Source organism: Castellaniella sp., assembly GCF_049650445.1.
Lineage (GTDB): Bacteria > Pseudomonadota > Gammaproteobacteria > Burkholderiales > Burkholderiaceae_B > Castellaniella.
In genome coordinates, this window is sequence record NZ_JBASAD010000038.1 from 96,128 (window position 1) to 116,839 (window position 20,712).

Annotated in this window: 17 protein-coding genes; 10 read left to right on the forward strand and 7 right to left on the reverse strand. The window is 66.8% G+C overall.

The annotated features are described in order from the left end of the window. Nucleotides 1-5: 5 nt before the first annotated feature. Genes WA983_RS14145 through WA983_RS14160 form a run of 4 tightly spaced genes read right to left on the reverse strand, consistent with a single transcriptional unit; the run spans nt 6 to nt 6,492 of the window. Nucleotides 6-1,136: an ABC transporter permease gene (locus WA983_RS14145; RefSeq protein WP_424312215.1), complete on the reverse strand. Its 1,131-nt coding sequence runs from the start codon at nt 1,134-1,136 to the stop codon at nt 6-8. A gap of 1 nt (nt 1,137) precedes the next feature. Beyond that, nucleotides 1,138-3,930, reverse strand: coding sequence for a ribosome-associated ATPase/putative transporter RbbA (rbbA, locus tag WA983_RS14150; protein ID WP_424312216.1), 2,793 nt, complete (start codon nt 3,928-3,930; stop codon nt 1,138-1,140). 4 nt (nt 3,931-3,934) lie between these two features. Beyond that, the gene (locus WA983_RS14155) at nt 3,935-5,011 is read right to left on the reverse strand and encodes an HlyD family secretion protein (protein WP_424312217.1); all 1,077 of its coding nucleotides are present in this window, start codon (nt 5,009-5,011) and stop codon (nt 3,935-3,937) included. 5 nt (nt 5,012-5,016) lie between these two features. Further along, nucleotides 5,017-6,492: an efflux transporter outer membrane subunit gene (locus tag WA983_RS14160; RefSeq protein WP_424312218.1), complete on the reverse strand. Its 1,476-nt coding sequence runs from the start codon at nt 6,490-6,492 to the stop codon at nt 5,017-5,019. Nucleotides 6,493-6,704: 212 nt separating this feature from the next. Between WA983_RS14160 and WA983_RS14165 the strand changes: the two genes are divergently transcribed. Further along, nucleotides 6,705-7,370: a TetR/AcrR family transcriptional regulator gene (locus tag WA983_RS14165; RefSeq protein ID WP_424248755.1), complete on the forward strand. Its 666-nt coding sequence runs from the start codon at nt 6,705-6,707 to the stop codon at nt 7,368-7,370. 13 nt (nt 7,371-7,383) lie between these two features. Here the strand turns inward: WA983_RS14165 and WA983_RS14170 are convergent, their stop codons facing one another. Then, nucleotides 7,384-9,750, reverse strand: a complete 2,367-nt coding sequence (locus WA983_RS14170) for a Tex family protein (RefSeq protein ID WP_424312219.1) — start codon at nt 9,748-9,750, stop codon at nt 7,384-7,386. Between the two features lie 114 nt (nt 9,751-9,864). Here WA983_RS14170 and WA983_RS14175 point away from each other — a divergent pair, with 114 nt between their 5' ends. Further along, nucleotides 9,865-11,856, forward strand: a complete 1,992-nt coding sequence (locus tag WA983_RS14175; protein ID WP_424252244.1) for an ATP-dependent DNA helicase — start codon at nt 9,865-9,867, stop codon at nt 11,854-11,856. A gap of 33 nt (nt 11,857-11,889) precedes the next feature. On the opposite strand, the gene WA983_RS14180 is transcribed toward WA983_RS14175, so the two are convergent. Continuing rightward, nucleotides 11,890-12,696, reverse strand: coding sequence for an outer membrane protein assembly factor BamD (locus WA983_RS14180; RefSeq protein WP_424252252.1), 807 nt, complete (start codon nt 12,694-12,696; stop codon nt 11,890-11,892). A gap of 199 nt (nt 12,697-12,895) precedes the next feature. Between WA983_RS14180 and WA983_RS14185 the strand changes: the two genes are divergently transcribed. The 8 genes from WA983_RS14185 (at nt 12,896) to WA983_RS14220 (ending at nt 19,601) form a co-directional block, all read left to right on the forward strand. After that, nucleotides 12,896-13,762, forward strand: a complete 867-nt coding sequence (locus WA983_RS14185; protein ID WP_424252250.1) for an RluA family pseudouridine synthase — start codon at nt 12,896-12,898, stop codon at nt 13,760-13,762. Continuing rightward, nucleotides 13,743-14,528: a peptidoglycan editing factor PgeF gene (gene pgeF, locus WA983_RS14190; RefSeq protein WP_424252242.1), complete on the forward strand. Its 786-nt coding sequence runs from the start codon at nt 13,743-13,745 to the stop codon at nt 14,526-14,528. The genes WA983_RS14185 and pgeF overlap by 20 nt, the downstream gene beginning before the upstream one ends. A gap of 173 nt (nt 14,529-14,701) precedes the next feature. Further along, on the forward strand, nt 14,702-16,324 hold the full coding sequence (gene phaC / locus WA983_RS14195; RefSeq protein WP_424252240.1) for a class I poly(R)-hydroxyalkanoic acid synthase: 1,623 nt from the start codon (nt 14,702-14,704) through the stop codon (nt 16,322-16,324). A 35-nt stretch (nt 16,325-16,359) separates the two neighbouring features. Beyond that, nucleotides 16,360-17,097: an acetoacetyl-CoA reductase gene (gene phbB, locus WA983_RS14200; protein ID WP_376814278.1), complete on the forward strand. Its 738-nt coding sequence runs from the start codon at nt 16,360-16,362 to the stop codon at nt 17,095-17,097. 2 nt (nt 17,098-17,099) lie between these two features. Beyond that, entirely contained in the window at nt 17,100-17,672 is a 573-nt protein-coding gene (phaR, locus tag WA983_RS14205; protein ID WP_424252238.1) for a polyhydroxyalkanoate synthesis repressor PhaR, read from the forward strand. Nucleotides 17,673-17,811: 139 nt separating this feature from the next. Then, nucleotides 17,812-18,348: an iron transporter gene (locus tag WA983_RS14210; RefSeq protein WP_424252236.1), complete on the forward strand. Its 537-nt coding sequence runs from the start codon at nt 17,812-17,814 to the stop codon at nt 18,346-18,348. A gap of 50 nt (nt 18,349-18,398) precedes the next feature. Continuing rightward, nucleotides 18,399-18,734: a cupredoxin domain-containing protein gene (locus WA983_RS14215; protein ID WP_424252248.1), complete on the forward strand. Its 336-nt coding sequence runs from the start codon at nt 18,399-18,401 to the stop codon at nt 18,732-18,734. Nucleotides 18,735-18,749: 15 nt separating this feature from the next. Further along, nucleotides 18,750-19,601 (forward strand): FTR1 family iron permease, encoded by an 852-nt coding sequence (locus tag WA983_RS14220; RefSeq protein ID WP_424252234.1) that lies wholly within the window; start codon nt 18,750-18,752, stop codon nt 19,599-19,601. Nucleotides 19,602-19,653: 52 nt separating this feature from the next. Here WA983_RS14220 and WA983_RS14225 read toward each other — a convergent pair whose 3' ends face one another. After that, entirely contained in the window at nt 19,654-20,673 is a 1,020-nt protein-coding gene (locus tag WA983_RS14225) for a zinc-binding alcohol dehydrogenase family protein (protein ID WP_424312220.1), read from the reverse strand. Nucleotides 20,674-20,712 lie beyond the last annotated feature (39 nt).

Genomic DNA, 20,712 nt, shown 5'->3' on the forward strand with positions numbered 1-20,712 from the left:
GAGGGTCAGGCCATGCTGCCGATGGTCGTCCGGAACCGTCGCAGCGACAAATAGAACATGAGAGAGCCGATGGCCAGCAGGGCCAGGAACGAGGGCCAGACTACGTCGAAGCCCGCGCCCCGGTACAGGATGGCCTGCCCCAGTTCGACGAAATGGGTGGTGGGCGCGGCCAGCATCAGGTCCTGGGCCAGTTGGGGCATGCTTTCGCGCGGGGTCGTCCCGCCCGAGAGCATCTGCATGGGCAGCAGGATCAGGATCATCAGCATGCCGAACTGCGGCATGTTGCGCGCCAGGGTGGCCAGCCAGATGCCCATGGCGGTCATGGCGAACAGGTGCAGGGTCGCGCCCGCGAAGAAGAGCGGCAGGGACCCGTCGATCGGCACGTGCAGCAGTCCCCGCACGATGCCGTTGAGCGACAGGGCGGCGGCGACCAGCACGACCAGACTCATGGACCAGACCTTGGACAGCATGATCTGGGCCGGCGTGACCGGCATCACCAGCAGGTGTTCGATGGTGCCGTGTTCGCGTTCGCGGATCAGGGCGGCGCCGGTGAGGATCAGCGACAGCATGGTGATCTGGTTGATGATCTGCATCAGGCCGCCGAACCAGGCGTTTTCCAGGCTGGGGTTGAAGCGCGCCCGCAGCACCAGGTCGACGGGCGGACTGACGGCCCGGCCGCGCCCGCGCATGAAATCCGTGATCTCGTCCTGGATGATCCGCTGGATGTTGCCGTTGCCGGTAAAGGCCTGGCTCATGCGGGTGGCGTCGACGTTGATCTGGACTTCCGCAGGGCGTCCGGCCAGCACGTCGCGCTGGAAATCGGGCGGAATGTTCAGCACGAAGGAATAGCGGCCGATGTCCATGCCCGGATCGACCTGGGCGTGGTCGATCATGGCGGGTGCCATGAATTGCGGCGGATAGAAGGCGTCGGCGATCTGCCGGGACAAGGGGGAATGATCCTCGTCGACGATGGCGATCGGGACGTGGTGCAGGGTTTCGGGGACGGCCGTGGCGGCGGTGTAGACCGAGACTGTGAAGGAAAAGGCGATCAGCACGAGCATGACCGGGTCGCGCCACAGGCTCCAGAGTTCCTTGACGCCCAGTCGCAGGATCGTTTCGAGGGATCGGTGCTTCATGTCAGCGGTCCTGCTTGCGAAGGAGCGCGATCGCGCCGCCCAGGATGATCGGGATCGACAGCGCCAGGGGCCAGATGGACGGCCAGAGTTCCCGGAACCCCAGCGCCTTGTTGAAGATGCCGCGGCTGATGGTGAACATGTAGGCGGCCGGGTAGGTCTCGCCGATCAGCCGGCCCAGCCCCTCCAGGGAACTGACCGGGTCGAGCAGCCCGGAAAACTGAATCGCCGGAATCAGGGTTGCGATCATGGTGAAGAACATGGCAGCGATCTGGCTGCGCGTCATGGCCGACGCCAGCAGGCCCAGACCGGTCGAGGTGATGCAGAAGACCGTGGCCGCCAGCGCCAGCGTGAACAGGCTGCCCTTGATCGGCACCCCGAACACCGTCACCGCCAGCAGGCACATGGCGGCGAAATTCACCAGGGCCAGTCCGATATAGGGGATCTGTTTGCCCAGCAGAAATTCGGCACGGGTCACCGGCGTGACGTACAGATTGATGATCGAGCCGATTTCCTTTTCCCGCACCACGGCCAGGGCGGTGAGCATGGCGGGCAGCATGATCAGCATCAGGGGGATCACCACCGGCACCATGGCCGGCAGACTGCGTACGTCCGGGTTGTAGCGGAACCGGGTCTCCAGACTGACCGGCTGGCCGACCGGCATGCTCAGGCGCTCGCGGGCCTGCTGCATCAGCCAGTGCTGGTGCATGCCCTGGACGTAGCCCTTGATGGTCTCGGCCCGCTGCGGCATGGCGCCGTCGATCCAGGCAGCGATGTCGGCGGTGCGTCCATGCAGCAGGTCGGCACCGAAGCCGGGCGGGATCTCGATGGCCAGCGACAGTTCGCCGTTGCGCATGCGGCGGTCCATGTCGGCCTCGTCGAGGATGGGGGGATGCTCGACGAAATAGCGCGAGCCGGACAGGTTCAGCACGTAGTCGCGGCTGATGGTGCTGTCGTCGCGGTCCAGGACGGCGAAGCGCAGGTTCTCCACATCCATGCTGATGCCGAAGCCGATGACGAACATCAGCACCAGGGATCCGAGCAGGGCCAGCGTGCCGCGCACCGGATCGCGGCGCAGTTCCATGGATTCGCGTCGCATGGTGCTGAGCAGGCGGGCCGGGCTGAAGGCCGGGATGCGGGACGCGCGGGTGATGGGCCGCGCCGGCACGGCGGGTTCCTGGCCGCCGGAGCCGGGCGGCGTGGCCGGTGCATCGGTCCCGGGCGTTCCGGGCGCGCCGGTCCCGGGCGGTGTCGCGGACTCGCCGCTGGCCTCCAGCAGGTAGCCGATGAAGGCCTCCTCCAGGGTCCCGGCACCGCGCTTGCGCACCAGTTCGGCGGGCCGGTCGCTGTCGAGCACGCGTCCCGCGTGCATCATGGACATGCGGTCGCAGCGCTCGGCCTCGTTCATGAAGTGGGTGGAAATGAAGATCGTCACCCGGTCGCGGCGCGACAGTGTGATCAGCAGGCGCCAGAAGTCGTCGCGGGCAATGGGGTCCACGCCGGACGTGGGTTCGTCCAGGATCAGCAGTTCCGGCTCGTGCACCATCGCCACGGCCAGCGACAGCCGTTGGCGGATGCCCAGCGGCAGGCTGTCGGGCAGCATGTCCAGTACTTCGCCCAGGTCGAAGCGCTCCGCCATGGTCCGGACGCGCTCGCCGATGCGTTCCGGCGCGACGTGGAACAGGCGGGCGTGCAGGACCAGGTTCTGGCGGACCGTCAGTTCGCCGTACAGCGAGAACGACTGGGACATGTAGCCGACCCGGCGGCGCACGTCCAGGTCGTTGGGGTCGATCTCGCGGTCGAACAGCCAGGCGCGGCCCTCGCTGGCGGGCAGCAGCCCCGTCAGCATCTTCATGGTGGTCGATTTGCCGCAGCCGTTCGAGCCCAGGAAGCCGAAGATCTCGCCGCGCCGGATGCGGAAGCTGACGTGATCGACGGCGACGAAATCGCCGAAGCGCATGGTCAGATCGTTCGCCTCGATGGCGATGTCCTGCGCGCCGTCCTCGGGCAGCGGCGGGATCTCTACGGGGGCGTAGCCGGTGCGCCGGGCGGCCGGCAGCAGGTGGATGAAGGCCGATTCCAGGGTTTTCTGGCCAGTGGCGGCCAGCAGTTCGGCGGGCGTGCCGGTGGCCAGGATGTGGCCCTGGTCCATGGCGACCAGCCAGTCGAAGCGCTGCGCTTCGTCCATGTAGGCCGTGGCCACGATGACCGTCATGCGAGGCTGGCCGGCGCGGATGCGGGCGATCAGATCCCAGAACTGGGCGCGGGCCAGCGGATCGACGCCGGTGGTGGGTTCGTCCAGGATCAGGAAGTCCGGATCGTGGATCAGGGCGCAGCACAGGCTGAGCTTCTGCTTCATGCCGCCCGACAGTTTGCCGGCCGGGCGCGACAGGAACGGATGGAGACCGGTGCTGCGGGTCAGGTCGTCGATGCGCCGGCGTCGTTCGGCGGCGTCGTGGCCGAACAGCCGGGCGAAGAACTGCAGATTCTCCTCGACCGACAGCGTGGGGTACAGGTTCTTGCCCAGACCTTGCGGCATGTAGGCGATGCGCGGACAGGCGCGATCCCGATGGGCTCGTTGCGCCATGTCCCCATCCAGGACTTCCACCTGTCCTTGCTGAATGACCCGGGCGCCCGCCAGGATCGACAGCAGCGTGGATTTGCCCACGCCGTCCGGGCCGATCAGCCCCACCATCTGGCCGGACGGCACATCCAGGTCGATCCCGTCCAGCGCGCGAGTCCGGCCGTACCGGTGATCCAGTCCCCGGACCCGGGCCGCGAAAGCAGGCGATGTCATGTGCTCACCCGGGCAGGCGGACGGTCAGGGATTCGGGCCAGGGCAGCGCCGGATCGGTGCGGACCCAGGCCACGCCGGGCAGGCCGGTCTTGACTTGCTCCAGATGCTTCAGCAGCAGGTCGGCCGGAATGCGGGCCTTGACGCGGAACATCAGCTTCTGGCGCTCGCTGGCGGTTTCCACGGTCTTGGGCGTGAACTGCGCCTGGCTGGCGACGAAAGAGACCGCAGCGGGGATCACGTACTGCGGGGCAGCGTCCAGGACGATGCGGATTTCGCTGCCGATTGCCAGGCGCCCGGCGGCGGCCTCGGGCATGAAAAAGGTCATGGTGACGTCGGCCAGGTCCAGCATGTTGAGGACGCGGCCGCCCGCGCCGAGGACTTCGCCGGGCTGGGCGACGCGCAACTGGATGCGGCCTTCGCGCGGCGCCTTGAGGCGGCTGTCCTCCAGATCGGCCTGGATGCGTGCCACCGTGGCGGCCGCCGCCGTGACTGCGGATTCGGCGCCCACCTGATCGGCCCGGGCCGCCGACACGCCGGCCTGGGCCGACACCACCTGGGCGCGAGCGGCGGCGAGGCCGGCCTCGGCGCTGTGCAGCCGGGCCTGGTCGTCGTCCAGCTCCTGCTGCGAGGCACCGCCGCGCTTGACCAGCGAACTGGATCGGTTCAGGCGCTGCCGGGCGGCGAACAGATCGCTTTCGCGCTGCTTGACGATGGCCTGCGCCGTGGCGACGTCACTTTCCCGCAGGGCGACCTGCGCCTGGGCCGCGACGACGGCGTGGTCGGCCTGGCGCTGGCGGGCCCGGGCTTCGTCGAACTGCGCCTGCAGGGAATCAGGGTTCATGATGGCCAGAGTCTGGCCCGCCTTGACGAAGTCGCCCTCGTCGACCAGGATCTGGTCGACCCGGCCGGGTAGTTTGGTGGCGATGTCGATTTCCGTCGCTTCGATGCGGCCGTTGCCCTGCATGAAGCCGGGACCGGGGCCGCGGTCCTGGGACCAGCGCCACGCGCCGTAGGCGCCGGCAGCCACGGCGGCGACCAGAATCAGCGGCAGGGATTTCTTGAGGGTGTCGGTCAGGTGCATGTCGCTCAGGGGTTGGTGTGGGTGGAGGGGGCGGAGTGGCCTGCGGCCGTCGCGGCAGTGCCCGGACCCTGGCCGGCGCCGCCGCCCAGCGCGGCATACAGGGCCACCTGGCTCGACAGCCAGGCGCGGCGGCTCTGGACCAGTTGCTGCTGGGCCGTCAGCAGATCGCGCTGGGCATCGAGGACTTCCAGATAGGGGGCGGCACCGCTGTCATAGCGCAACTGGGCCAGATCCGCCCGTTGCGCCTGGGTCTGCGACATGCGAGCCTGGATGTCCATCTGCTCGGCCAGTCCCTGGCGAGCCGACAGGGCGTCGGCCACTTCGCGGAAGGCGGTCTGGATGTTCTGCTCGTAGGCGGCCACCGCCATGTCGCGCCGGACCTCGGCCACATCCAGATTGGCCCGCAGGCGACCGGCCGTGAAGATCGGGATTTCGATGGCCGGCGCAAAGGTCCAGGCCCGGCTGCCGGCACCGAACAGCCCGTCGAGTTCGGCGCTGGCCGTCCCGAGGCCCGACGTCAGGGCGATGCGCGGCAGAAAGGCGGCGCGCGCCGCACCGATGCGGGCGTGCGCGGATCGCAGCCGATGCTCGGCGGCCTGGATGTCCGGGCGCGCCAGCAGGACTTCGGAGGGCAGGCCGGGTTCCAGCCGGGTCAGCCGGGTGGCCTCCAGATCGATGCTGCGCGTCGGCGCGATCCCGGGGTAGGTGCCCGTCAGCAGTGTCAAGGCGTGTGCGGCGGCGGCCCGTTCCTGTTTCAGTTGGACCCTCAGGGACTCGGCCTGGATCAGCAGGGTCCGCACCTGGGTCAGTTCAAGTTCCGAGGATGAGCCGGCCGCCTTGCGTTGCTGGAAAATGTCCAGGGACTGGCTGCGGTTGCGCACGGCCTCGTCCGCCAGGAAGGCGCGCTGGTCGAGTTCCCGCAGCGCCAGCACCGAATCGGCCACCTGGCGCACCAGCGCCACCTGAACGGCCTGCCGGGCCGCGTCCGTGGCCAGCCAGTCGTCCAGCGCGGCCTCTTGCAGATTGCGGATCCGGCCCCAGAGATCGATTTCCCAGTGGGTCAGGCCGATGCTGGCCTGGTTTTGGGATTGGACCCGGGACTGGCCCGTGACGTTGAGATCGCCCGGCACGCGGCTGCGTTCGACGCTTCCCTGGGCGCCGACCGATGGCGCCAGGTCGGACCGCTGGATGCGGTAGGCGGCCTCGGCCTCGCGCACGCGCAGCACGGCCAGACGCAGGTCGCGGTTGTGCTCCAGCGCCAGGCCGATCAGCCGGCGCATGTCGCTGTCCTGGAAGTAGTTCGCCCAGTTCAGGTCGTGCAGCGCGCGGACGGTAGCTGTTTCTGTGTCGTCCGGCCAGGCGTCGGCCACGGGCGGGGGCGGGGTTTCGGTCCGGGGAGCCAGGTTGACGCAGGCCGTCAGGGCCAACAGCAGGCTGGCGGCGCCCAGGGTGCGGATGATCGGTTTCAGTCGGTTTGGCATGGGGCGGGGCATGGGGGTCAGGTTTCCAGTACGTAGCGCCCGGGGGCGTCGCCCAGGGCCGGGCGGCCTGGGTGTCGGTGGCTTGGATGTCTGGAGAGGGTGACATGGCGATTCTCCTTAACGACTTTTTAGTCGATAATTAGATGATCGGCCCTGATCAAGATCAAGGACTCCGACGAACTTTCCTTCCAGAATCAACCGTTATGCCGAACATGCCGTCCCCGACCCAGCACGCCGCCGGCCAGCCGTCGGGCGCCGCACGCCGTACGCCCAGGAACCGGCGCCTGCCCGCTCACGAGCGCCGCGACCAGATCCTGGACGCGGCTTTGCATGAGTTCTCGGAACGGGGGTTCGGTGCGGCGCGGATGGACGATATCGCCGCCCGGGCCGGCCTGTCCAAGGGCGGCCTGTACGCGCATTTCGACAGCAAGAGTGCCGTGTTCCAGGCGCTGATGCGGCGCATGCTGCTGCCCAACCTGCTGTTCGACGTTCGCCCGCCCGCCCAGCCGTCCCTGGCTGCGCTGGTGGATGGTTTCCTGGAAAACGCCTACGCGCGATTGGAAGATGATCGCTTCATCCGCACGCTGCACTTGCTGATCGCAGAGGGGCCGCGGGTCCGGCAGGCCATCGAGGACTGGCGCGCGGACCATCTCCGGCTGCTTCATAGCCAGCAGGCCATGGTGCGGCGTGCGGTCGAGGGCGGCGCTTTGCGCGACAGCGCATTGACCGATATGGTGCAGCTCATCCATGCGCCCATTCTGCTGGCGGCCGTCCTGAGGATGCTGCAGAGCGACGAGCACGTGCGCGACGTCATGCCCCGGCTGCGGGCGGCCCACCGCCGCCTGCTGCTGGAGCTGCTGACGCCCGATCCGGCCTGAGGCCGGTCGGCGCCTACTTGCGCAGCCGCGCGAAGGCTTCGGCCATGGCGCCCTGAGGCGCGCTGACCGGCTTGTCGTTGCGTCCGCCACGCGGGCCGCCGGGGCGTCCGCCCGGCCGTCCCGCGCCTGAGCCGGCAGGGCCGCCCGAGGTGCGGGGTTCGGGATCGTCCTTGCGCATGCTCAGGGCGATGCGCTTGCGCGCCACGTCCACTTCCAGCACGCGCACCTGCACCGTCTGGCCCACGCGCACCACGTCGCGCGGGTCCTTGACGAACTTGTCGGCTAGGGCGGACACGTGCACCAGACCGTCCTGGTGTACGCCGATGTCCACGAAAGCCCCGAAATTGGCGACGTTGCTGACCACGCCTTCCAGCATCATGCCGGGGACCAGGTCCTTGATGTCCTGGATGCCTTCCTTGAACTTCGCCGTCTTGAATTCGGGGCGGGGGTCGCGGCCCGGTTTTTCCAGTTCGGCAAAGATGTCGCGCACCGTGGGCAGGCCGAAACGCTCGTCGGTGAAGTCCGCCGGGGACAGGCCTTTCAGGGAGTCGGCGTTGCCCATCAGAGCTGCGGCGGGCTGGCCGGCCTTAAGCAGGATGCGCTCGACCACGGGGTAGGCCTCGGGGTGTACGGCCGAAGCGTCCAGGGGGTTGTCGGACCCCGGTACCCGCAGGAAGCCGGCGGCCTGTTCGAAGGCCTTGTCGCCGAAACGGGGCACGTCGCGCAGCGCCTTGCGGTTGCGGAAGGCGCCGTTGGCCTCGCGCCATTGCACGATGTTGCGCGCCAGGGACTGGTTCAGCCCCGACACACGCGTCAGCAGTGGCGCCGAAGCCGTGTTCACGTCCACGCCGACGGCGTTCACGCAGTCTTCGACCACGGCATCCAGGGACCGGGCCAGTTCGCGCTGGTTGACGTCGTGCTGGTACTGGCCCACGCCGATGGCCTTGGGCTCGATCTTGACCAGTTCGGCCAGCGGGTCCTGCAGGCGGCGGGCAATGGAGACCGCGCCGCGCAGGCTGACATCCAGTTCGGGGAATTCCAGGGCCGCCAGTTCGGAGGCCGAATAGACCGAGGCGCCGGCCTCGGACACGACGACGCGTTCGAACGTCAGTTCGGGGTGGCGTTCGCGCAGTGCGGCAGCCAGGCGTTCGGTCTCGCGCGAGGCGGTGCCGTTGCCGATGGCAATCAGGTCGATCTTGTGGCGTGCGACCAGGGCGGCCAGGGTCTTCAGGCTGCCCTCGACGTCGCGGCGTGGCTCGAAGGGGTAGATGGTGGCGGTTTCCAGCAGCTTGCCGGTGGCGTCGATGGCGGCGACCTTGACGCCGGTGCGGATGCCCGGGTCCAGGCCCAGCACGGTCTTCGGCCCGGCGGGCGCGGCCAGCAGCAAGTCCTTCAGATTGGCGGCGAACACGCGGATGGCCTCGGCCTCGGCTGTTTCGCGCAGCCGGCCGATCAGTTCGGTCTCGAAGCCGGTCAGCAACTTGACCCGCCAGGTCCAGCGGCAGACTTCGGCCAGCCAGTGCTGGCGGGGCGTGGCGCGGGCATCGAAGCGCGCGTCCAGGTCCAGCAGACCGGCCACGCGCGCGACGAAGGGGTGCGGCGTCTCGGCCTCGCGCTCGGGATCCAGTCCCAGACGCAGATCCAGGACGCCTTGCTGGCGACCGCGCAGCAGGGCCAGGATGCGGTGCGAGGGCAGGGTGCGCAGGGCTTCGTTGAAGTCGAACCAGTCACGGAAGTTCGCGCCCTCGGTCTCTTTGCCGGCTACGACCTGGGCATAGATCCGGCCGCCGTTCCAGAGTTCGGTGCGCAGCGTGTCCAGCAGCGCGGCGTTTTCCGCGAAACGTTCGGCCAGGATGTCGCGTGCCCCATTGAGGGCGGCACGCGCGTCCTCGAAGCCGGCCTCGGCGTTCAGGTAGCCCGCCGCCAGGGTTTCGGGGTCGGCTGCAGCGTCGGCCAGCAGGGCGTCGGCCAGGGGCTCCAGACCGGCCTCGCGGGCGATCTGGGCGCGTGTGCGGCGTTTGGGCTTGTAGGGGGCGTACAGATCTTCCAGCCGCTGCTTGCTGTCGGCTTCCAGAATCTGTGCACGCAGGGCGTCGTCCAGTTTGCCCTGGCCTGCGATGGAGTCCAGAATCGCCACGCGGCGGCCTTCCAGTTCGCGGATGTAGAGCAGGCGCACTTCCAGCTGACGCAGCACCGTGTCGTCCAGCCCGCCGGTGACTTCTTTGCGGTAGCGGGCGATGAAGGGCACGGTGGCGCCGGAATCCAGCAGGTCCACCGCCGCCGCGATCTGGGCGGGGCGGGCATCGAGTTCCGCCGTCAGCAGCCGCAGGATGCGGGCGGGATCGACGGCATGGGTCTGGGAGTCGGGGCTGGTCATCATGAGTGTCGCAAAGTGCCGGTACAAGCGGCGCATTTTGCCACACCCGGCCCGCCGGATTGGAATGCCTGGCGTATCATCCGGAGGTTGAACCGTCTCCACGCCGCGCCTCGCACCATGTTTTCCAACGATCTTGCCGAAATCTTCGGCCCCGACGGCCCGCTGGCCCGCCAGTTGCCGGGCTACGTGCCGCGCGCGGCCCAGCTCGAACTGTCGGAGGCCATCCGCGACACCCTGGACAGCAGCGGCGTGCTGATCGCCGAGGCCGGCACGGGCACGGGCAAGACCTGGGCCTATCTGGCACCGGCCTTTCTGTCGGGCGGCAAGGTGCTGGTGTCCACCGGCACCCGGACGCTGCAAGACCAATTGTTCCGTCGCGACATCCCGCGCCTGCGGGCCGCCCTGGCCCTGCCGGTAGATGTGGCGCTGCTCAAGGGACGTGGCAATTATGTCTGCCACTACCACCTGGAGCGCCTGGAGCAGGATGAGCGCGGCCTGAAATCGCGTGACGAGATGCCCCAGTTGCGCGCCATCCGCCGCTTCACCCGGGAAAGCGATAGCGGTGACCGTGCAGATCTGCCAGAGGTGCCGGAAACCGCCGACATCTGGAGCCGGGTGACTTCGACCCGGGAAAACTGCCTGGGCCAGGACTGCCCCTTCGTGCGCGATTGCTTTCTGCTGAAAGCGCGCCGTCACGCCCAGGACGCCGACGTGGTGGTGGTCAACCATGCCTTGTTCATGGCCGATCTGGCGCTGCGGGAAGAAGGCATCACCGATCTGCTGCCGGAAACCCAGTTGGTGGTGTTCGACGAGGCGCATCAACTGCCCGATACCGCCACCCGTTTTCTGGGACAGAGCCTGTCGCTGCATCAGGTGCTGGACTGCGCTCGCCAGACCGAGGCGGCCGGGCTGGCCCATGCGCGCGAAACCGTTCGCTGGAGCGAACTGTGCCAGGCGCTGGATGCAGCGGCGCGCGACCTGCGCCTGGTCAGCGCCCCGGTGGGGAAGCTGCCGGGTGGACGTGCGACCTTCGAGCAGATCCCCGAGGCCGAGGCCTTCGACCAGTCTCTGGACCGACTGGCGCAGGCCCTGGATGTGTTGACCGAATCCCTGGGCACCCAGGAAGAACGCCACCCGGACCTGGCGGCAGCGGCCCGCACGGCGCGCACCTTGCGTGCCCGGCTGTGGCAGTGGGCGCATCCCGGGCGCGGCGAAGCTGAACAGGAAGACGAAGCCGCCGTGCGCTGGATCGAGCACAGCACGCACTCCGTGCGTTTGCAGCGTGCGCCTTTGTCGGTGGCGCGGATCTTTTCCGGGTTCCGGCGGCCGGGGCAGTCCTGGGTGTTGGCCTCGGCCACGCTGTCGGTACGTGGCGATTTTCAGCACTTCCAGCGCCAGTTGGGACTGAGCAGCGCCGAAACGCGAAGCTGGGCCTCGCCCTTCGATTATCCGGCGCAGGGCCTGCTGTACGTGCCCAAGACGCTGCCCTGGCCCAGCGACCCCGGCTTCACGGAGGCCTTTGCACAGGCCCTGCTGCCGCTGGTGGACGCCTGCTCGGGCGGGGTGCTGGTGCTGTGCACCACCTTGCGGGCGGTCGACCGCGTCGCCGACGTCCTGCTGCGCGGCATGCTGTCTTCGGACCGGCCGGTGATGCGCCAGGGCGAGGCCTCGCGCGGCGTGCTGCTGGACCGTTTTCGATCGGCCGGCAATGCCGTGCTGGTGGGCAGCACCAGCTTCTGGGAAGGCATCGACGTGCCGGGTGATGCGCTGACGCTGGTGGCGATCGACAAGCTGCCGTTCGCACCGCCCGACGATCCGGTGCTGGAAGCCCGCCTGAACGCCTGCCGGACCGAGGGGGGCAATCCCTTCATGGAATACCAGTTGCCGCAGGCGGCGTTGCTGCTCAAGCAGGGCGCGGGGCGCCTGATCCGGTCTGAAACCGATTGGGGGGTATTGATGGTGGGCGACGGCCGTCTGGTGGACAAGCCCTATGGGCGGCTGTTGTGGCAGGGCCTGCCGCCTTTTGCCCGCACCCGGGATGCCGGAGTGGCGCTGGAATTTTTGGCGAATCCGCCGGTCGTTGCAGCAGAAAAAACGGCCGAATATTAATTCGACCGTTCGACTGCTTCGTCCAAAGAACCCTCAGAACCAGTTGATCGGGTTCCAGTGGTTGACGGACTCGTCCAGCCCCTGCTTGTAGTACTTGCTGTCCGGGAAATTGTGGTCGAGCACGCGCTTGGCGTCGTCGCGCAGGTCCGGCAGGTTCAGCTTGTCGTAGCTGAGCATCATCAGGTACAGGGCCTTTTCAGCGACGGGTACGCCTTCGAAGTCGGTGACCACGGTCTGGGCGCGGTTGGCCGCCGCCACGTAGGCGCCGCGCTCGTAGTAGTACTGGGCGATGTGGACTTCGTTTTCGGCGATGGTGTTGACCAGCCAGGCGGCGCGTTTGCGGGCGTCCGGCGTGTAGCGGCTGTCAGGGTAGCGCTTGATCAGTTCGTTGAAGGCTTCGTAGGATTCGCGCAGGCCCTTGGGGTCGCGTTCGCTGGGGTCCTGGCGCGTGAAGCTCGACAGGACGGCGCTGGGCGGCGTGAAGGTGATCATGCCTTTCAGGTACAGCATGTAGTCCGTGCCGGGGTGGTTCGGATATTGCTGCATGAAGCGGTCGATCGCAGCCTTGGCCTGTTCGGGTTCCTCGTCCTTCCAGTTGACGTAGGCCTGATCGATCAGGGACTGCTGCGCATAAATGCCGAAAGGATAGCGGGCCTCCAGGGCCTCCAGGTTCTTGCGGGCCTCGCTCCAGCTACCCGAACTGATGTCGGCACGGGCCTGGCTGTAGAGGCGTTCTGCGCTCCAGCCTGCGGTCGGATCGACGTTGCCTTTGGTCGAACTGCAGCCCGCCGCCAGGGCCATGCACAGGCAAGCCAGGATCAGCCGGAGGTGGGTTGACAGGGCTTTGGGGAACACGAAAGCATGCGCGGGCACGGAACGTCCTTGATCAAGGTGTTAGCATTGTCGGCAGATTATATGATTTGTCGCCATGCCGTACACGGATATCGCCACCGAAGACTCCGGCCCCGACGCGCCCGAGGTGTTTCACCTGCCGCTCGAGGTCCTGCCGGACCGGCTGGACAAGACGCTTGCGCGCCTGATGCCGCAGCATTCGCGCAGCCGCTTGCAGTCCTGGATCGAGGACGGACACGTCGAGGTCGACGGTGCCATGGGCAAGATCCGCACCCGGGTAGGGCCTGGCGCGCTGATCCGGGTCTGGCCCCAACAGGCGCCCGAGGACCTGGCCTTCGTTCCCGAAGACGTGGCCTTTCGCGTCGTGGATGATTCCCCGGACTGGATCGTGGTGGACAAGCCCGCTGGTCTGGTGACCCATCCGGGCGCAGGCAACTGGCACGGCACGCTGCTCAACGGTCTGTTGTTCCGTTATCCTGAGCTGACCCGCGTGGCCCGCGCCGGCATCGTCCACCGGCTGGACAAGGACACCTCGGGCCTGCTGGTCGTGGCCCGCACGGAAACCGCCCAGACGCAGTTGGTGCGCCAGCTGCAGGCGCGTACGGTCAGGCGCGAATACTGCGCACTGGTGCATGGCGCGCTGTCGGGGCAGGGCACGGTGGATGCGCCGATCGGCCGCGATGCCCGGGTGCCGGTCCGCATGAGTTCGGACCGCCCGGTGGCGCCCAAGCCCGCCATCACTCATTACGCGTCCCGGAGCATCGGGCGCTGCGGCGAGCTCGTCGTGTCCCAGGTGCTGTGTCGCCTGGAGACGGGACGCACGCATCAGATTCGCGTCCATATGGCCCGCTTGCGGCATCCGCTGTTGGGCGACACCCTGTACGGCGGGCGGCTGGAGGCCGGCGCCACGCGTCAGATGCTGCATGCGCGCGCCCTGGGGTTTGACGATCCCGTCAGCGGGCGGTCCTGCGCCTATACGGCGGAACTGCCGGATGATTTCCGCCGTGTGCAGGACGGCATTCTTTGGGAACGCAATGGCGACGACGCTGCTTGAGCCCGCCCCCGGTCTGCGGGGCGTGACCGGTGAACCCTGGACCGGGGTGCGCTATTTCTCGACCTGGCGCGTCGGCGGCGTCAGTCCGGCGCCTCGGGACAGTCTGAACCTGGGTACGCATGTCGGCGACGACCCGGCGGCCGTGCGGGAAAACCGCGCGCGGCTGCGGCGCGCCCTGCCGGACGAGCCGCTCTGGCTGGAGCAGGTGCACGGCACGGCCGTGTTCGATGCGAATGCCGCGTCCACCCCGGGTTTCGACGTCGCCATCGTTCCGTGCGCCGACGCCGCCGTGACGGCTCAGCGCGGCCGGCCCTTGGCGATCATGACCGCCGATTGTCTGCCGGTGGTGCTGGCGGACGCAGCCGGCACCGTGCTGGGTGTCGCCCACGCGGGTTGGCGCGGGCTGGTGGCCGGGGTGCTGGAAAACACGCTGGACGCCCTGCGCCGCCGGGCGCCCCAGGCGCGCGGCTGGCGCGCCTGGATCGGCCCGGGCATCGGGCCGCAGGCCTTTCAGGTCGGCCCGGAAGTGAGGGCCGCTTTCCTGGACCAGGATGCCGGATCGGCAGATTTTTTTGTGCTTCAAACGGAGCATGACGAGCGTTGGCTGGCCGATTTGGCAGGCCTGGCGCGCGCCCGTCTGTTGCGGGCTGGTGTTGCCCGAGTCGAGTCCAGCGGTGAATGCACCTGGACGCAAGCGGATCGATATTTTTCTCATCGACGCGATCCGGGTTCGGGCCGGCAGGCGACCCTGGCGTATCTGGTGTGACTCTGGGCGGCCGTCATTTTGATCTATATCAATATTTGATCGATGCCGGTACCGGCAGGGGGCTTGTTCAGGCTAGCGACTTACCCGAATTGACGCTATTTTCCAGAATGACAGAATAGACTAACGGTAGGTTCCGGACGATTTCGGGGTCTTGGCGGTACAAGGGATGGTGAATGGCTGATCGGAACACAACACAAAAGCGTGCGGCGCCCGGGGTCGCTCCCGCTCAATTGGCAGCCATTCAGTCAGAATTCACTCAGGCATGGCAGTCGCTGCTGGACCGGTTCCGACAGGGGGCGTTGACGCCGCCCACCGATCGCCGTTTCTCGTCGGACGCCTGGGCCGGCAATCCCCATGCGCTCTTCTCGGCGCACGCCTATCTCATCATGGCCGACGCATTGCAGCGTCTGGCGCAGGCCGCCGATCTGGAAGACACCGCCCGCGAACGCCTGAAATTTTCGGTCTTGCAATGGATAGAGGCCGCGTCGCCGTCCAACTTCCTGGCATCCAATCCTGACGCCTTGAAAGCCATGGCCGACAGCGGGGGTGAATCCCTGCAGCGGGGGCTGGCCAATCTGATGCGCGACCTGACGCGGGGCCGCATCACGCAGACCGACGAATCCGCCTTCGCGCCAGGCGAAAACCTGGCCATGACCCCGGGGACGGTGATCTACGAAAATCCCCTGATCCAGCTCATCCAGTACCGGCCTCAGACGGCGAAAGTCCGCCAGCGGCCCTTGCTGATGGTGCCGCCCTGCATCAACAAGTACTACATTCTGGATCTGCAGCCGGCCAATTCTCTGGTGCAGCATGCCGTGCAAGCCGGCTTCGAGGTCTTCATGGTGTCCTGGCGCAATCCGCTGCACGGAGACCAGGACGGCATCGAACTCAAGACCTGGGACGACTACGTCGAGGACGGCGTGCTGCAGGCCATCCAGGTCGTGCGCGACGTGACCCGCCAGTCGCAGATCAATGCCCTGGGCTTCTGCGTCGGCGGCACGTTGCTGTCCACTGCGCTGGCCGTGGCGCGCGCCCGGGGCGAAGACCCGGTGGCGGCGCTGACCTTGCTGACCACGTTCCTGGATTTCCGCGAGACCGGCATCCTCGACGTCTTTGTCGACGAGCAACATGCCCGCGTGCGTGAACAGCAACTGGGCGAGGGCGGCCTGCTGACGGCGGGTGAGCTGTCCACCACCTTCTCGTTCCTGCGGCCCTCGGAACTGGTCTGGAACTACGTGGGTTCCAACTATCTGATGGGCGAATCGCCGCGCGCTTTCGATCTGCTGTCCTGGAACGCCGATGGCACCAATCTGCCGGGACCGTTCTTCACCTGGTATTTCCGCAACACCTACCTGGAAAATCGCCTGGAAACCGGTCAGTTGCGCGTCTGCGGCGAACGGGTCGATTTGCGTGCCCTGGACATGCCGGCCTATCTGTACGCTTCGCGCGAAGACCACATCGTGCCCTGGACCTCGGCTTACGCTTCGACTCGCTTGCTCAGCGGACCGCTGCGCTTCGTGCTGGGTGAATCCGGTCACATCGCCGGGGTGGTCAATCCGCCCGAACGCGGCAAGCGGGGGTATTGGTCCCGGAATCAGGGCGCCACGCCGCCGGGCAATCCCGAGGCCTGGCTCGAGCAGGCGGACCATGCCAAGGGCAGTTGGTGGCCCGATTGGCTGGACTGGCTGGCCGGACATTCCGGGGTCTGGCGGGCAGCCCGCCGTACCCTGGGCAATCGCAAATACCCAGCCATAGAGCCCGCACCCGGGCGCTATGTCAAGGTCAAAGCAGTCTGAATTCAAGTCGAGAGCAATTCAAACAGGAGAACATCATGAGCGGCAAACTGGCTTACGTGACGGGGGGTATGGGCGGCATCGGAACATCGATCTGCCAGCGTCTCGCAAAAGAAGGCTTCACGGTGGTGGCCGGTTGCGGACCCAGCCGGGATCATGCCAAGTGGCTGGCCGAGCAGGCTGCGCTGGGCTACAAGTTCAACGCTTCGGTCGGCAACGTGTCCGACTGGGATTCCACGGTCGAGGCCTTCGTCAAGATCAAGGAACAATTCGGTCCGGTCGACGTGCTGGTGAACAACGCCGGCATCACCCGCGACGGCCTCTTTCGCAAGATGAACCAGGAAGACTGGCGCGCCGTCATCGACACCAACCTGAACAGCCTGTTCAACGTGACCAAGCAGGTCATCGATGACATGGTGGATCGCCAGTGGGGGCGGATCATCAACATCAGTTCGGTCAACGGCCAGAAGGGCCAGTTCGGCCAGACCAACTACTCCACCGCCAAGGCAGGCATCCATGGCTTCACCATGGCGCTGGCCCAGGAGGTCGCCAGCAAGGGCGTCACCGTCAACACCATTTCCCCAGGCTACATCGGCACTGACATGGTCCGGGCCATCCGCCCCGACGTGCTGGAAAAGATCGTCGCCACCATCCCGGTCAAGCGTCTGGGTACGCCGGAAGAAATCGGCTCCATTGTTGCCTGGCTGGCATCCGATGATTCAGGCTTTGCCACCGGGGCGGACTTCTCCCTGAATGGCGGCCTGCATATGGGCTGATCATGGCACGGAACACGACTCCCCCTCAGGCGGAACGGCTGATCAAGAAATACCCGAACCGCCGTCTGTACGATACGCAGTCCAGTGCCTACATCACGCTGGCCGACATCAAGCAGCTCGTCCTGGACAGTACGGTGTTCAAGGTCGTCGACGCCAAGACCGGCGACGACCTCACCCGCAGCATCCTGCTCCAGATCATTCTGGAAGAGGAATCCGGCGGCGTACCCATGTTTTCCGCCGAGGCGCTGGCGCAGATCATCCGTTTCTACGGCCACGCCATGCAGGGCGTGATGGGCACGTTCCTGGAAAAGAACATCCAGGTGCTGATGGACATCCAGGACCGGATGACCGAACAGTCCCAGGGCCTGTATCAGCAGCATTTCGGCCCCGAGGCCTGGGCCCAGTTGATGAACATGCAGACGCCGGCCCTGCAGAACATGATGAATAACTACATCGAGCAAAGCCGCAGTCTGTTCGTCCAGATGCAGGACCAGATGCAGGACCAGACGCGCTCCATGTTCTCCGCCTTTCCTTTCCCCGGGCAGCCACCCGAGGGTGGAAAAAAGAAAAAGTGATCGCAGGCCGGGTGCAACGCCCGGCCGCATCCCGATCTCCGAACCGATCTCGAATTTTCTTGATCCACCTTCATGGCTGGACGGTTTCCTGGTGCTATATTAACGAGAATCATTCTTCTTACTAACACGGAGATCATTCATGGTGAGCAAGTTATTCGTCGCACTGGCCGGCATCGGCCTGGCCACTTCCGCTCTGGCGGCCGAATATCCCATCGGCAAACCGAGCGAGATCCATGGATTGGAAGTGGCGGCGGTCTACTTGCAGCCGGTCGAAATGGAACCGGACGGCATGATGCGCGCAGCGAAGGACTCCGACATCCACCTGGAAGCCGACATTCACGCCACGGCAGACAACAAGAACGGTCTGCCCGAAGGCGCCTGGGCACCGTACCTGAACATCCAGTACGTGTTGCAGAAGCAGGGCAGCGACAAGGTCCTGAAGGGTGACCTGATGCCCATGGTGGCCAACGACGGTCCGCACTACGGCGACAACGTCAAGCTCGAAGGCCCGGGCAAATACAATCTGACCTTCATCGTTGGTTCGCCCGAAACCGCGCACAACAACCATTTCGGTCGCCACGTCGACAAGGAAACCGGTGTCGCGCCGTGGTTCAAGCCCTTCGAGGTCAAGTACGAGTTCGTCTATGCCGGCACCGGCAAGAAGGGCGGCTACTGATCCAGGGGGGCGTCATGACACGGATACACATGGCTGGCCTGCGCGCCTGGATGGCGCTGGCGGCGCTGATCTGCGCGGGCTGGCTGGCGCCGCTCCAGGCGGCGCGGGCCGACGAGATGCCGGTCTACACGCTGACCTTCAAGGCGGATGGCACTTTCGAGCCGACCCGTCTGGAGGTGTCGGCGGGCCGCTTCAAGATCATCCTGGTCAACGAAAGCACCGAGGCCGTCGAGTTCGAGAGCCTGCCGCTGCGCAAGGAAAAAGTCCTGGGACCGGGGGTGACTTCGTTCGTGGTGCTGTCCCTGTCGCGGCCTGGCGAATATCCCTTCTTCGATGATTTTCATCCCCAGGTGAAGGGCACCCTGGTGGTGCTGCCCAAGCCCTGATACCCGTACTCCATCATGGAACAAGTCGCTTTCATTGTCTGGCGTGAATGTGTCGAGGCCCTGCTGGTCATCGGCATCCTGTATTCCTGGCTGCGCGCTTCGCCGGACGGCCGGCGCGGCCTGCCCTGGCTGTGGGGTGGCGTCGGCGCAGGCTTGCTGCTGGCCGGAGCGCTGGCGCTGGTGCTGCTGGGGGTCGCCTCCTGGCTGTCCGACGAAGGTCAGGAATGGTTCCAGGCGCTGATGGCGCTGGTCGCCTGCGGGCTGGTGGTCCAGATGGTCGTCTGGATGCGTGCGCACGGGCGTGGGCTGAAGCGCGAACTGGAATCCGGCGCGGCGCAGCAGGTCGGCGGCGACCACTGGTGGGGCCTGCTGATTCTGGTGATGATCGCCGTGGCCCGCGAAGGCAGCGAGACCGTGGTCTTTTTGTACGGCACCGTCCTGTCCTCGCAGGCATCGGGCGACACCGGTGCGATGGTATTGGCTGGTCTGGGCGGGTTCGCTGCGGCGCTGCTGACCTTCTGGTTGCTGCAACTGGGCGGGCGGGTCATCACCTGGCGACGTTTTTTCAAGCTGAGCGAAATCCTCTTGCTGCTGCTGGCCGGCGCGTTGCTGGTGTCGGCCACGGATCGACTGATCTCCCTGGGCGTGCTGCCGGCGCTGATGGATCCGGTGTGGGACACCTCCTGGCTGCTGGAGACCGAAGGCGGGCTGGGCAAGGTCCTGGCTGATTTCGCCGGTTACCGCGCCTATCCCGCATTGTCCCAGGTGCTGATCTGGCTGGCGTACTGGTGCGTCGTGGCGTGGTTGCTGCGCCGCACTGCGGCGCCGTCGCCCGTCGGCCGCGCCAAGGCGACCGCAGCAGTGTGATGATCGGCCGATCGGGCGGGCGGGCAGAGTGGCTCACCCGCGTCTCCCGGCCTCAGGCCCCGAAACCTTCCAGGACGATCTTGCCTCGCGCGCGGCCGCTTTCCAGCAGGGCGTGTGCCTTGCGCAGGTTGGCCGCGTTGATCGGGCGCAGGGTTTCCGTCAGCGTGGTGCGCAGCCGGCCCGTATCCACCAGCCGGGCGACCTCGTCCAGCAGCCGGCCCTGCGCTGCGATGTCCTCGGTTTCGAACATCGAACGGGTGTACATGAATTCCCAGTGTATCGATACCGATTTGCGCTTGAACAGCTTGATGTCAATGGCGTCGGGGTCGTCGATCAGGCCCAGGCGGCCCTGCGGGGCGATGAGTTCGGCGATCTGCGCCGCGTGCCGGTCGGTCGCGGTCGTCGAAAAGACGAAGGCGGGCCGGCCCAGGCTCAGGGCTGCGATCTGTCCGGCCAGGGGTTCGCGATGATCGACGACGTGGTCGGCGCCCAGGGCCTCGACCCAGGCCCGGGTTTCCGGGCGGGACGCGGTGGCGATGACGGTCAGGTCCGTGAGCGCCTTGACGAGCTGGATGGCGATCGAGCCGACGCCGCCCGCGCCGCCGATGATCAGGATGGTGTTTGCCGCGCCGGGCACGGGGCGCCGCACGTCGAGCCGGTCGAACAGCATTTCCCAGGCGGTGATGGCCGTCAGGGGCAGGGCGGCCGCTTCGGCGTTGCCGAGCGTGCCGGGCTTGCGGCCGATGAGGCGCTCGTCGACCCGATGGAATTCGCTGTTGGCACCCGGCCGATCCAGCGCCCCGGCGTAGAACACTGCGTCGCCGGGCTGGAAGCGCGTGACGTCGGGGCCGACCGCCGCGACCCGGCCGACAGCGTCCCAGCCCAGGACTTTCCACTGGCCGGGTTCGGGAGAGACGTTCTTGCGGATTTTGGTGTCGACAGGGTTGACGGATATCGCCGCGACCTCGACCAGCACATCGCGGCCTTGTGGCACCGGGCGCTCGAGTTCGATGTCGACCAGCGCGTCGTCGCGGTCGAGAGAGCCGGCCTGCCGGTATCCGATGGCTTTCATGAGAAACGCTCCTGTTTGCTTGGAAGAAGGGATGCGTGG